The 14,034-nt window shown below is 40.7% G+C and carries 13 protein-coding genes and 1 pseudogene; all 14 read right to left on the minus strand.

Translation table 11 applies throughout. The features are described 5' to 3' along the window. Positions 1-186: 186 nt before the first annotated feature. The gene (locus BP27_RS0104175; RefSeq protein ID WP_027850480.1) at positions 187-1,410 is read right to left on the minus strand and encodes a glycosyltransferase family 4 protein; all 1,224 of its coding nucleotides are present in this window, start codon (positions 1,408-1,410) and stop codon (positions 187-189) included. A 36-nt stretch (positions 1,411-1,446) separates the two neighbouring features. Then, positions 1,447-2,382: a non-hydrolyzing UDP-N-acetylglucosamine 2-epimerase gene (wecB, locus tag BP27_RS15170; RefSeq protein WP_281172125.1), complete on the minus strand. Its 936-nt coding sequence runs from the start codon at positions 2,380-2,382 to the stop codon at positions 1,447-1,449. 235 nt (positions 2,383-2,617) lie between these two features. Then, on the minus strand, positions 2,618-3,064 hold the full coding sequence (locus BP27_RS0104185; protein ID WP_027850481.1) for a hypothetical protein: 447 nt from the start codon (positions 3,062-3,064) through the stop codon (positions 2,618-2,620). Between the two features lie 4 nt (positions 3,065-3,068). Continuing rightward, the gene (locus tag BP27_RS15175; protein WP_036239349.1) at positions 3,069-3,485 is read right to left on the minus strand and encodes a helix-turn-helix domain-containing protein; all 417 of its coding nucleotides are present in this window, start codon (positions 3,483-3,485) and stop codon (positions 3,069-3,071) included. A gap of 14 nt (positions 3,486-3,499) precedes the next feature. Beyond that, positions 3,500-3,997, minus strand: a complete 498-nt coding sequence (locus BP27_RS0104195; RefSeq protein WP_027850482.1) for a hypothetical protein — start codon at positions 3,995-3,997, stop codon at positions 3,500-3,502. A 51-nt stretch (positions 3,998-4,048) separates the two neighbouring features. After that, the gene (gene wecB / locus BP27_RS0104200) at positions 4,049-5,122 is read right to left on the minus strand and encodes a non-hydrolyzing UDP-N-acetylglucosamine 2-epimerase (protein ID WP_027850483.1); all 1,074 of its coding nucleotides are present in this window, start codon (positions 5,120-5,122) and stop codon (positions 4,049-4,051) included. Between the two features lie 104 nt (positions 5,123-5,226). Then, positions 5,227-6,092: pseudogene (gene rhuM / locus BP27_RS15180) on the minus strand (RhuM family protein). 139 nt (positions 6,093-6,231) lie between these two features. Next, positions 6,232-7,365 (minus strand): glycosyltransferase family 4 protein, encoded by a 1,134-nt coding sequence (locus BP27_RS0104210; RefSeq protein ID WP_084324505.1) that lies wholly within the window; start codon positions 7,363-7,365, stop codon positions 6,232-6,234. Next, the gene (locus BP27_RS0104215) at positions 7,352-7,846 is read right to left on the minus strand and encodes a hypothetical protein (RefSeq protein ID WP_027850485.1); all 495 of its coding nucleotides are present in this window, start codon (positions 7,844-7,846) and stop codon (positions 7,352-7,354) included. Before BP27_RS0104215 ends, BP27_RS0104210 begins: the two co-directional genes overlap by 14 nt. 2 nt (positions 7,847-7,848) lie before the next feature. Beyond that, a complete protein-coding gene (locus BP27_RS0104220) occupies positions 7,849-9,450 on the minus strand; it encodes an anti-phage dCTP deaminase (protein WP_051610282.1) in 1,602 nt (533 codons plus the stop codon). Between the two features lie 35 nt (positions 9,451-9,485). Continuing rightward, entirely contained in the window at positions 9,486-10,589 is a 1,104-nt protein-coding gene (locus tag BP27_RS0104225) for an N-acetyl sugar amidotransferase (RefSeq protein WP_027850487.1), read from the minus strand. Between the two features lie 31 nt (positions 10,590-10,620). Continuing rightward, positions 10,621-11,763: a glycosyltransferase gene (locus BP27_RS0104230; protein ID WP_027850488.1), complete on the minus strand. Its 1,143-nt coding sequence runs from the start codon at positions 11,761-11,763 to the stop codon at positions 10,621-10,623. Then, the gene (gene asnB / locus BP27_RS0104235; RefSeq protein ID WP_027850489.1) at positions 11,756-13,654 is read right to left on the minus strand and encodes an asparagine synthase (glutamine-hydrolyzing); all 1,899 of its coding nucleotides are present in this window, start codon (positions 13,652-13,654) and stop codon (positions 11,756-11,758) included. The genes BP27_RS0104230 and asnB overlap by 8 nt, the downstream gene beginning before the upstream one ends. A gap of 99 nt (positions 13,655-13,753) precedes the next feature. Beyond that, positions 13,754-14,034, minus strand: a 281-nt coding sequence (locus BP27_RS0104240) for an IS30 family transposase (RefSeq protein WP_027850490.1), incomplete at its 5' end; no start/stop codon positions are given.

Genomic DNA, 14,034 nt, shown 5'->3' on the forward strand with positions numbered 1-14,034 from the left:
AAACTATACAGCAAAAAAGCTTGGTGATACACACTAGTATACTTTTTGCACAGCCGGTCCTACCAATTTTACCAAAATGCAGGGTTCAAACCGGCTGATAAAATATCAGAGCTAACGCTTTACTTGTCACTTCTTCAGAAGTAAACCTGTTAAGCCACACAATGAGTGCCAATAATAAAGAAGCGTTTAATCACCAAACAACACCTTTTCTAATTTCTTTGTCAGCATTCCATATTCATACTCTTCTAAAGCTGCTTTACGCCCATTATTGCCCATTTTTTGGCGTTGATCTTCAGGCAATTGATAAAGTTTAAGGATTGCTTTTGCTAAAGCTTGTGGATTTTCAGCTTCTATAATTAAACCTGCATTAAATTGACCAACTGGGTCACATGCACCTGAGTAGGCATGAATTATTGGTTTTCCAGAATACAGATATTCAGGTATTTTATTGGCACCAATCCCAAACCTATATAAATCATCTTTAAGCCAGCCAATATAGCAAGCATCAAATTTACTGAGCATGGCTTGTATTTGTACTTTAGGTATTGGGTCTATAAAAGTAATGTTAGTTAGCTGCTTTTCTTTGACGCTGGCTTGTAGTGTTTCTTTTTCTTTACCGCGCCCAACCAGCACAAACTCAATCTCGGCTTGTTCTTTCAAAAGTTCAGCTGCTTCTAGCAAAGTATCTAGCGAGTTTGCGACCCCTAGCGTTCCTGTATAACCAATTATAAATTTATCTTTCGGTAGCTGCTGCTCTACTGCTGGGCTTAAAGGCGCTTTTTGATTCACCTCATCTAAAGAAAAACCATTAGCCACCCAAGTAAATTTATCTCTTTGTAAGCCATGTTCAACCATGTGCTCAACCGAGTTTTTAAGGTTGGAAACCACATGGTCAGATTCTCGATATGCCTTGTTTTCTACCCACTGCATTAAACGTATAAAAGGATGCTTTGCTGAATAGCCGCCAATTTCTGTTAAGGTTAACGGCCAAATGTCCCTTACTTCAAACACTAATTTTGCTGAAAACTTCTTAGCTAAGCGCTGAGCACCTAAAAATGCGATAGGTGAAGGTGAAGAACACAAAATAGCATCTGGCTTATCTTTAATAAGCTTCGCAAGCTTTTGAATGCGCCAAGGAAATAAAAACCAATTAAGTGCACGCTGTTTACTATGCGCTTCATCATACTGAGGCATTTTCACCCAAACAAAGGTAAAGCCAGCAATAGGCTCAAAAGTAATAGCACCACTTAACTTAGGTTGGTTATTTAGTAAGTGATTAGCAGATGATGCAATTACATAAACTTTGTGCCCTTGCTTAGCCAATTCCTGAGCCAAATAAAAATGTCTACCACCCATGCCTGTTTCAGGCGTGGAAGCATATTGATGTACTATCCAAATGGTTTTACTCATTAATTACTCTTTTCTTTTATTTAGTGCGTTTCGTGGCTACTGTTTTACCAATACTTCCGCTATTCTTTGCGCTGCTTTCCCGCCACCATACAGTTCGTTTTCATCTTTTACTGTACGTCCTAGGTTGCGCTTAGTGGCTTCTATAATTTTGTTAGTGTTAGCGTCAACTAGCTCGTTAAACCCGCCTTCAATCAGTTCTAGCCATTCGGTTTGGTCGCGCATGGTGACACAGGCTTTGCCGAAGAAGAAGGCTTCTTTTTGCACGCCGCCGCTGTCGGTGAGCACCAGCCCTGTGCGCTGTAAAAGCCACAGCATTTCTAAATAGCCAACAGGCTCAATCAAGTGCACATCCAAGGTTAAGCCTTGTGCGGCAATCACATTGCGCGTGCGTGGGTGCAGGGGTAAAACCACAGGCGCTAGGTTGGCGTGTAGGTGGTTAAGCGCTGCAACAATGGCCGCTAAGCGTTCTGGGTTATCGGTGTTTTCGGCACGGTGCAGGGTGGCAAGTATAAAACCCTCGTCAAGCTCAAAGCCTTGCGGCTGAGTGGCTTGTTGGGCAAAAAACTCGGCGCTGTCTTGCATAACATCACCCACTTGCAGCACTTGGATGGGCTTATCGGCAAAGCCTTCTTGCTTTAAGTTCGCCATGGTGGAATCGGTTGGGCAAAACAGCACACTGCTAATTTGGTCGGTAAGAATACGGTTAATTTCTTCTGGCATTTGCATATTAAAGCTACGCAAACCTGCTTCTACGTGGGCTACAGGAATATGCAACTTAGCCGCCGCCAAAGCACCGGCAAGCGTGGAATTGGTATCGCCATACAACAGCACCCAATCGGACTTTTCTTGCAGCAACACTTTTTCAATTTCTATCAGCATACGGCCCGTCATATCACCATGACTGCCGCTGTTAATATCGAGCTGATAATCAGGGCGTGGAATGCCTAGCTGCTCAAAAAACACATCCGACATCTTGGCATCAAAATGCTGGCCGGTGTGTACTAAAACTTCAGTTAGGTCATCTGTTTCAGAATGGCTTTGGACACGACACTGGCTTTAATAAACTGAGGCCGAGCACCGATGATCGTAAGTATTTTTTTCATTTAAAACTCTTTAGTGTTTGCCACGAAAAATACAAAAATCGCTAAAGTGTATTTGCCACGGCAATCCACTAAAAGCACAGATAAGCAAACTAAAAACTAGGGTTTTAGCTCACAGCTTTTTCTAGCCCTCTAAAATCTAGGCTGGGCAGCATCATAGGGCCATGTTGGTATCTAGCAGATAAGGTTAATAGTTGATCACGTATTGCAGAATAAAGCATAGATACAGAGTTCACTACAAACAAATGATTATGCTTATTATCTTGCTCATTTAAAGCTTCAGTACAGCTAACAACACCAAATAGCTCTACATCAAAACTGTAAGGGAAATCATTTTCTTCAAATGAAAACTTTAGCTCTATTGCGTTAAAATAAGCCTCTCCTTCAGGTAAGGCTTCAGGTTGTTTAACTATTATGTTGGTGCGAATTTTTTTTGTATCGGGTACAAGGTACATTTCATCAACAGCAGAATCGGCAGCTTGAAAGTTTTCATTTACCTCTAATACAAGCTTAGTAAAATGATAATGCTTCAACTGTATAGCAGAGTTTTTCATAAAATTAGCTCGCAAAACTATAGGCTTGCATGTTTACAAGGGGTTGCTGTTGGGTAGAAGCTAATTCTTTTTTTCGCCAAACAGCACCAATTAACTCACTAAGCTGCTCGCTTTTCATTTTAACTATCTCGATTTCTTGCTTTAACTGTGATTGCCCATCTATTTCAATATCGAAATCTGTTTGCATGGCTTCACAAATATCAAACAAAGTTCTGAGTGTTAGGTTGCTACCGCCATGCAGAACCTTGCTAACACGGCTTGTTCTCCAACCTAATTTTTCTGCCAACTCTTTTTGCGACATGCCCGTATTGGTAAAAGCTGAAGCTAGGTCCACCGAAACCTTCTGTGCTTTTAGTTCAAAACGAAATTCAGGGTCTTGTATAGACTCCTGCCATAACCCAGATAGTTGATTTAATAACATAGCTAACTCCTAAATTAGTTAACTCTTACTGCTTTTATTTGTTGGCTGGCTTTTGCTTTCAAGTAAATTTCAACCTCTTCTTCAAGTTGTTTTAGCTCACCAGCTTTTAGCTTGTCTGAACGCTTGGCTAATACCGTTGTTAGGTAAATAATTTTGCCTTCACAGTAGTAAAAATAGATACGTATAGCATTTTTTCTAATCCGCCAGATTTTTTGGACAACACCTTCAACCTTAAATTCATGTGCTACATGACACTGCTTTACATCATAAAAGTTTGCTACAGGCTGACCAGTTTTGGCTACTTCAAATAACTTTTCTAATGCAAGCAGTAGGTCTTTACTATCACGCTGATTCTTCTTTGATAACGCCACAACCTGTAACAAGAAAGAGCAAGTGTTAACATCATTTTCAACACATCTTGCCTGTAAGCTCCAATGCGGGGGCATCTGAACCGTTGTATTGCTAGCTTTGATTCCAAATAGCTCGGGTGTAATAGTCAGTAAAAAGGCCATAAAGGTTAACTTTAAAGTGAATTTTCTGCAAGCAGTTTGCAGTTAGGGTATCTATTTACTTTTACTTGCCAGAAATTCCGCTATCCGCTTAGCCGCCACTCCACCACCGTACAGTTCATTCTCATCTTGCACGCTGCGGCCTAAGTTACGTGTTGCGGCTTTTATAATGGCTTGGGTATCTGCACCCACCAGCTCATTCGCACCTACTTCAATCAACTCAACCCACTCGGTTTGGTCGCGCATGGTGACGCAGGCCCTGCCGAAGAAGAAGGCTTCTTTTTGTACGCCGCCGCTGTCGGTGAGCACCAGCCCTGTGCGCTGTAACAGCCAAATCATTTCTAAATAGCCAACAGGCTCAATCAAGTGCACATCCAAGGTTAAGCCTTGTGCGGCAATCACATTGCGCGTGCGTGGGTGCAAAGGTAAAACCACAGGCGCAACATGCTGGTGCAGATGATTCAGCGCTGTAACAATTGCTGCTAAGCGTTCGGGGTTATCGGTATTTTCCGCACGGTGCAGGGTGGCAAGTATAAAACCCTCGTCTAACTCAAAGCCTTGTGGTTGTGTGGCTTGTTGAGCAAAGAACTCGGCGCTGTCTTGCATCACATCACCCACTTGCAATACTTGAATGGGCTTGTCATTAAAGCCTTCACGCTCAAGGTTTGCCATGGCGGAATCAGTAGGGCAAAACAGCACGCTGCTAATTTGGTCGGTCAGAATACGGTTAATTTCTTCTGGCATTTGCATATTAAAGCTACGCAAACCTGCCTCTACGTGCGCTACAGGAATATGTAGTTTAGCCGCCGCTAAAGCACCGGCAAGCGTGGAATTGGTATCACCGTAAACCAACACCCAATCGGGCTGCTCTTTAAGCAACACCTTTTCAATTTCAATCAACATACGGCCCGTCATATCACCATGACTGCCACTGTTGATATTAAGTTGATAATCAGGGCGAGGAATGGCGAGCTGATCAAAAAACACATCGGACATATTGGCGTCGAAGTGTTGGCCGGTGTGCACTAGTACTTCAGTTAAACCAGCGGTTTCTTGAATGGCTTTGGAGACGACGCTTGCTTTGATGAATTGAGGGCGAGCGCCGATAATGGTAACTATTTTTTTCATTGTAAAACTCTTTTTTTGGCCACGGAAGGACACGGAAAGCACAGAAGGTTAAGCAAAAGCAAAGCACTTAGAGACGAAAGTTAAAACAGGGTTTGTTATCGAAATTATTTTCGCTTCTTTATACTTTGCTCTAATGCTTTTAGCTCCGTTTCATCTGCTAGGTCGGCTTCTAACGCTTGCTGTTGTTTGCGTGTTGTTTCAAAGTTTATGTAAAGTTGTTCGGTATGTTGTTTCATTCTCTGCCGACTAATAACACCTGCGTTTTCAAGTAACGCAAAACCATTAGAAGTAATAATTTGCCCAATATTCTCCATCCAGAATGCCATAGGTATGGACTGGCGGCTTTTGGTTCTTAGCTCGGCTGTTTCTAAAAAGATAACGACTAGACGATTAAGGGTGTCAACTTCATCTTCTGTAAGATAATTTTTAGCAATCAAAATATCTTCTTTACGAACCTGGCTACCCTTCCAAGTTAACAAACCAAAATGCGCGTCCTGTGGATTAGCGCGATCAACAACCAGCTCTGCTGCGGTTTTGCCAGTAACTGCATAAATGAGTAGATTTTGGACGGTAGCAAAAAACTGCTGGGGTTTTTAAGGCGCTCATCATCCATGGCAAAGCCTTTTTGCAAATACTCTTTAAGCACGGTATTTGCCCAACGACGAAACTCTACCCCACGTGATGAACGCACTCGGTAGCCTATGGCTAAAATGGCATCAAGGTTGTAATGCGCAACCCGATAATTCTTGCCATCGGCAGCAGTTGTCAACCAATGGTTGACAACTGAAACCTCGTCCAACTCTTGGTCTTCAAATATAGCTTTTAAATGCTTGGCAATATTTTGCTTTGAAGTGCTAAGTAAGTCTGCAATTTCTAACTGCGACAGCCAAACAGTGCCATCGCTAGCACGCAATTGAATGCGGCTTTGCCCATCATCAGTGGTGTAAATAATTAAATCACTCACCAGCACACCTACCTATCTGTTAATTTTTAGCCACGAAACCCAACAAAACCACCAAATCGAATCATTTTAATATCCGTGCCCTTCTGTGTGTTTCTGTGGCAAAAAAAACTTTAAACACTTTCGTGTTTTTTCGTGGATTTAGTGGCTAACCTAAAACCTCTTTATAAAACTCCAACAACTTAGCTTCTTCTATATCCCAGTTGTATTTTTCATACACTGCTTTTTGACCGTTACGGCCCATTTGCTCAGCTTCGGCTGGGTGGGTAACTAAGTAATCAATCGCTTGGGCGATGGCTTTTGGGTCTAAGGGGTCGACGCATAAACCGCATTGGTTTCCGTCAATTATCTGTTTCCATAGTGGGAAATTAGACGCAATAACGGGCAAACCTGTTGCCATATACTCAAACATTTTTACTGGCAATGAATCTAGGTAGTTAATGACTGGGTGCAGAGTGACCAAACCAGCTACAGACTCGTTAAGTAATTTACGCACACCACCACGGTCTAGCCAGCCTAGCTCATCTACTTTATCCCAGCCCTTTTCAACTTTTACTGCTCGCTCAAAGTCAGTCTCACTAAAACTGCCGCCCAAGCCAAAGCGTGCATCGCTGGTAACAAACTCCATGGCTTGTACCATCTCGTGTATTCCACGAATACGACCAATGCCCCCCACATAAGCCACTTGCGCTTTTTTCTGCGACCAATCAATTTCGCCGCTGGCTAACTCACCCAGCAAGGGGTAGTTGTTGATATCCACCGAAGTAACGCCCATCGCCAAATATTTATCACGGATAAAAGGCGTGGCAGCAATCACCGCATCCAACTTAGGCGTCGCCCAGCGTTCAAACAAAGCAAAGGTTTTAGACAACAACCACCTAGCAGGCTTGTTTAAATAGGGCTTACCCAATAACTGCTTAGGCACATCTTCATGGGCATCAAAGATCACCTTCTTACCCAGTTTTTTAAGTTTTAATCCAATAGGAATTAACTCAGGATCGTGCAGGTGGTAAATATCAGCATCTAGCTCAACCGCTTTTTTAAAAACACGGCCTGGCGCATTACGAATACGGTCGAAACGACCTTTAGATGCGCCCACATCGTAAATAGCCACGTTGTTTTTTTGCTCATCGCCTTTACCATCGGCGACAACTAAAGAAACAGAAAAGCCATTATTGGCTAAAGACGTGCATTCTTTTAAGAAGATGCGCGTGTCATAGCGGGGGTGGACGGACGTGAGGTGGGCGATTTTAATTGCTGGTGGTAAATTAGATTGTGGCATTATTTACATCTTTCATTGAAATATTCGATATATTTTGTGTGATCAAGCTAGTGTAATGACTTAAGAAAAACTCTTGCATGTGTTTAGTTGCAAAAACAAGCACAATACTGGAGTTAGAATTCATATCAAAAAACGAATCAATGATACTTTTAAAACCATTTATAAAATGCCAAACATCTTGTTTCTGACTACCCTTGTGAATTGGTAATACATTGTAAGCAATCGCATTTTTAGTAAAACTTTCTTTAGCGCTACTCATATTTTCATAAATACTAAAAAAATTAGGGTACTCTCGGGTATCTAAAATTAATCCAGGCTTTATTTTTATTAATAATTTATTAAAAGAGCTTGAATTAAAATTCTCCAAAGCAATAAGATGAATTTTTTTTGTAGTATCAAAAAGCTCCATCTGGTGGAAACTAGAGCTAGAGGCTTGTGGGGTTATTCTATTTTTAACAAGTTGAAGATGATTTTTTTTCATAACTAAAATCCTTCGGTTAACTTTTCTTCAAGCTCAGGATACGACTGTGTATAAACAGTGCTTGTCATGCCTGGCTCTGGTGTACCGAAGTTCAGCATACCTGTTTTTTTGTTTTTATAATCTCTATCCTTCAAGAAAGCTAGCTTATAAAACCGAGGAGCCACACCTACAAACGGCCTAAATAAAACCTTATCACCACCTTCTGAAGGAGGTTTCCAGTCAGTATTTAACTCTGTTGTGATGGAGTCATTATGTAACTCGGTAGCCTTGCTTTTGGGGTAGGGCTCAATAAACTGAACCTCATCAATTCCAGCAGTAACTATGTGCCTGGCACAGTAATGGCACGGATAGGTTGAAACATAAAGGCGACACCCTTTGGGTGATACACCTGAAATAGCAGCCGAAATTATAGCGTTCATTTCAGCATGTACAGCACGGCTAAACTCAATTAACCCGCCAATTCGCGTACCTCTAATTTTACCTATAACTTTTTCTTTTTTAGAAGCATCAGGCACAAGCTCAGGAAATTCAGAAATAAGCTCGTCAATAATGGCATTTTGCTCAACATTGCTACTGCAAAAGGGTGAGCTACCTCTATAAGCACAACGTGAATCCCTTTCTATACTTGTATTAAAGCCTTGCCCATATAAGCCACCGCCTGCTTTAGGCACATCATTTAAACCAACGGCTACAACGTTATGGTTTTTATCAACTAAAGCAGCCCCCACTTGTCTCGATAAACATGCACTTTGCATTTGAGCTGCATGTGCCTGATACATTGCCGCCTCATGGGTGGTCGGCCTAACTATTTTATTATGGGCGATAATGCTAACAAGTCTTTGTAATGGCTCATTCATTCCTGTTTCAGTAACATCATCATTACCTTCTTCAGAATTATCAACAAAATAATCAGCCTCATAAAAAAGCTTAGCTACCTTTTGCCCATAATTTTCTTTAGCATTTTCATCTCTAGACATATAGTCTTCAACTTTTCTAGTTAACTCTTCTTTCTTACCAGATCCTCTAGGAATGAGCTTAGACTTTATTCTTTTACTACGCTCTTCAGGATTACAAACAACGCCTATTAGCGTAAATAGTTCTTTATAAACTTCCCGCAATAAAACTGCTTCAGCAGGATGTCGTAACGAATCAATTATAAAAGCTCTATTTGCGTCATTTTCTACAGGTGAAATGTCTACACTACTTTGCTTAGTCTCACGCAACTCTTTAATTTTTTTAATTACTAATCTGGCAACAGCGGCATGATCCTCTTTTAATTCATACTCTTCACCTTTCCTAATAGAGTCACCAAGGTCTTGCATAGTAGTAACATCATCAATATTTTTATGACCTGCTGCTCTTGGTGCTGCCTTACCTTTACTAGCAACAAAGTCATTAATTAAAACACTAACCTTTATTATTTCGGTCTCGTAACCTTCACCCTGTAAAATGGAAGCTAAAATCTTTGCTGCTGTACCAGAGCCAGCACCCGCTGGACCTACAACAGCTACAAATTTCTCATTAGATTTTAATTGGGACAACAACTCAGTGCTATTTTGGTTTGAGCTTGTATCAGTAGCAATAACTTCCTTTTTTACACCCATATCCATTTCTACCTATTTCAGTTTGAAGCAATATTTTATGAGTAAAGCCTAACACGCTTCCCTGTCACTTTCGCCACAATCCCCTGCACTTTTTTCAGTAGCGCGTAGCGGCTATCCCAGTTAGGGAAGTCGGTGTAGTGCCTGCCAGGTTCGTTCACGTATTTATCTAATTCTGCAACGCTGATGCCTAATTTTTCTGCAATAAAGGCTTTGTCTTCTGCTAGTTCGGCTGGGTCGTATAAGGGTTCGTTTAGCTTTTCTACTGCCTGTTCACGAGTGATAACGCCAGACATGATTAAGCTGGATAAATGGGGTTTGCGTTTATCCATATTGAATTTTTTAGGCAGGTAGTAATTTTGGAAAAACTTGGTAAAGCGTGATTCACCATGCTTACGTTCGTAAGATATATAACCAATGCTTTCTAAACGTTGCTGCGCAATTTCTTTACTATAGGGCATAAGATTTAGCGGCCTTACAGCGGTCATTTTCTTCATAAAAGGGAAGTAAACGTAATACTCAAAAAAACTGATGGTTTGGTAATCTTTTAAAGCCACTTTACCGTATTTCTTATGAATCGCTTTTAGGCTAATTTCATCCATAGCGGCATGGTGCCACGCTGACGGGAAGGTTGATTCAGTTGCTATGTTGCCACCGTTGATGACATAGCGAATATCGTTGTCTACCGCAAAGTGATACAGATTGGCAAAAAACGCATGGTCTTGCACCACATCTTGGTTTGCCACGCCTGCTTTTAAATAAGCAAGTTGTAAGTCTTTTACTTCTTCCCAATCAACCACCTTGGTGTGCAACTTAAAACCACAATAATCAACCACAGCGTTAATGTTTTTGACGGCATCTTCACTGTTCCAACCGGCATCCACATGCACCATTAAGGGCCTTAAACCGTAGTCTTTCATGACTAGGGCGAGGTAAGAGCTGTCTAACCCACCACTGAGCCCTAAAATACAGTCGTATGCTTTGCCCTCACCTTCTTTTTTAAGCTGTGCGACTAAAACGTCTAACTTGCGTTTACCTTCTTCATTTGGAAACCAACGCTTAGTAGTCACTTGGTCAAACTCATGGCAGTGGTTACACACACCTTGAGCATCGAAGGTAATTTCAGGGTCGGTGGTGTCCATAACACAGCTTGGTGGTTATTATCAGTCATAGTTATGCCTTGTTTAACAGTTGTTGGTAAGCCGCTAGCATTTTTTGCTCTTGCACTTCCCAGGCGTTTTCGCAGGCGGCTTGGTAAGCGTTGGCTTTCATGCGCGTTAAATCTTGCTCTAAAAAGTTATCTACTGCCTGATTAATGCCTTCAGCAGAAAAATCACTGATAACAGCGCCCATTGCATAGCGTGTGACCAGTGCAGACATATCTTTCATATTAGAAACTAACACCGGCAAACCCGCCATAGCGTATTCAAATAACTTGTTTGGCATACAGTAATTATGATTTAAACAAGTGTTTTGAATTAAGTGAATACCCATATCAGCAGAAGCGGTGTAGTCCAATACCACTTGCGGCGCAACGGCGGGAAAGAAGTAGATGTTGTTATGCTGCTGAGCAGCGGCTTTAATATCTGCCTCTAACGGGCCATACCCCATAAACACCGCCACTACTTTGTCATCTTTACGCTGTTTAAAAGCCTCTAAAATCAAATGAACCCCACGACCAGGCATTAATCCGCCCTGATAAAGCAAAATAATTTGGTCTTCACGAATACCCAACTGCTCACGGAAGTGATTATTGATTTTTAATTCACGTGTGTTCGGCGCATTTAAAACTACAGGAGGGCGAGCGATGTTGTATTCATTGGCGTACCAATCAGCAATGCTTTCACTGACGACTAGAGTCATATCGGCAGAGTGTATTAATTTTCTTTCAAGCTTTTTTGAAAGGCGCTTGCGCAAATTCATTCCACCAACTTGTTCAGTTTCCAGTTCGTGAGCATCGTAAACTAAGCTGGCACCAAAGAGTTTCTTAGCCAAAAAACATATTGGCAAAACACCCAATGCATGAGCATTCACAACCCTAGGCTTTAGCTCTTTCATTAATAGCAAACACCGAATCAAAAACTCGATGTATTTAATTAACTGAAAAGGTAAACTTTTAGGCAAGTTGCGTGTAATAAGATTAATCCTATACAGCTCAATATCTTGGGCAATATGTTCATGCTTAGGTAATTCTTTAGAACCTAAAGCAATAATGGTTATTTTCTTAAAAACCTCAGCCTTGATAAGTGATTTCACCTGTTTTAATACTCGACTAGCATTGGTGAACTCATTCATATTGATATGAACATTATGCATCTGAATTACTACCCTCAATCACTAAGGTGTACCAACGTAAATAATTAACCCAACGCCATACTCGTAAATCAAACTTTCGTTGACCTGAAACCACCTCATTAAACTCTTTAATAATTTCTTGTTTGTTGATAAATGCAATTTCTGGTGCGTTATCTATCCACTGTTGAATAATATCACTCATTGAAAGTAACCATTCTGATTCTGGCGTAGCGAAGCCTATTTTATCTTTTCTATCTAGTATTTCTTCAGGCACAATTCCACGCATTGCTTCACGGAAAATATGCTTGGTCACGCCTTCATCCGATATCAAATACTCTTCAGGCAGGCTAAATAAAAACTCAGCCAATGGTAAGGTTAAGAAAGGAACACGGCTTTCTAAAGAAAAAGCCATGGAGTTTCTATCACCATGTCTTAGTAGAGATGGCAAACCACGCCCCTGTAAAGAGTTAGCTAAGGCTTCGCGTACACGCTTGCCTTTATTGGCTTTACTTAAAGCATCACGCTTTTCTGTGAATTTCACATTTTTAGTAGCTAAATAATCTACTTTTAACCAAGCAGGTGCAAAGTCGCGTCCCATTTTCTTTCTAGCAAAAGCATAGAGCCAATTCGGTAATTTAATTCGGCCTAAATATTGCCAAGCTAAAGAATAACTACCACCCGGTAATTGCGCCCATTTTTTTGCATAATTATGTGCAGCAAGCAAACCTTCACTTTCTAACTTGCTTAGTAGTTTATGACCTGGATATCCAAAATAACCTGCTAAAAGCTCATCTGCACCCTGACCATCAAGCGTAACTGTAACCCCTTGCTCTTTAGCCAGCTTAAACACTCTATACTGCGCATAAATACTAGTGCCACCAAAGGGTTCACCTTGTTTTAGCAGCATATCATCTAAATCCTGCTGCATTTGGTGCTGGTCTGCATATACTTTATGTGACTGCGTATTCATCTGTTTGCTGAGCGTATCTATCCAATACTCTTCAGAAATACTTTTTTTAGTAGCGACATAGCTAAAGGTTTGTATGGGTAAATCTGGCTGCAAATAACGTACTGCAGAAACAACAGCTGACGAGTCTATACCGCCAGATAGTGCAATTCCTAAAGGCACATCACTTCTTAGGTGAAGTTTTATGCTTTCTAAAAACAAATGGCGTAATTTTTCTTTAGCTTCGTTAAAGGTGATGTTTTCAGTAGTGTTAATATCTGGTTGCCACCACGCCTTAGGTTGAGTGGATACACCAGACTTCAAATCAAACTCTAAATAATGCCCAGGCAGAAGGTGTTTAATACCCTCTACAAAAGTAGATTCAGATGAATCGTAATCACCGTGTACTAGATAATCATAAGACCGCTGTAAATCGGGTTTGGCGTCTGTAGCCCTTAATTTTATGAGGCTACGAATATCAGAACCAAAACAAATATTTGATTGATTATCAAGACTATAGAAAAAAGGCTTTATACCGAATGCATCTCTAACTAGGGTTAACTTATTTTCTTTTTTATCTAACATCACAAAAGAAAACATACCTATAAACTTTGATAAAGCAGACAATCCCCACGCCGCCCAAGCATTAACAAGCACTTCAGTGTCTGAATCTGTTGTAAATTCAAAGCCTAGTTTTTCAAGCTCTAACCTAAGCTCTTTGAAGTTATAAATTTCACCATTATAAATAACACTATAACGCTGATCAGAAGAATAAAATGGCTGTGATGCCTCTTCACTTAAATCAATAATTGAAAGCCGAGCATGTGCAAAACCAACATAAAACTGATCTATTCTCTCTAGCTGAATACTTTGATTATCTGGCCCACGGTGCCTTATTAACTTCAACGATTCTTCTAATAAACCAGCTTTATTTTTACTACTTACAAAACCTAAGAAACCACACATTTGGTTGCCCTGTTATTTCGAATGCCAATCTTAGTAGTTGTAAACAATACTATTACCACAACTGCAGATACAAAAATCATATAAAAATCATACTTGGATTCAACTTGCTAGTGCAACAGCCTGTAATTCTTCAAACAATACTTCATTTGGTGTTTTCATTCCAAGTGTTTTCCTAGGTCGGTTATTTAAACGATGCATAATGAATTCAAAATGCTCATCATCTAAGTGCTTAAAGCATGAACCTTTGGGGCAGTATTGACGTATTAAGCCATTTGTATTTTCATTCAATCCACGTTGCCAAGAAGCATAAGGGTCTGCAAAGTAAAAGTCACAATTCAGTGCTTTTGCAATGGCTTGATGCTCAGCAAACTCTTTACCAT

Origin of the sequence: Marinospirillum insulare DSM 21763 (genome assembly GCF_000686905.1) — a bacterium.
Lineage (GTDB): Bacteria > Pseudomonadota > Gammaproteobacteria > Pseudomonadales > Halomonadaceae > Marinospirillum > Marinospirillum insulare.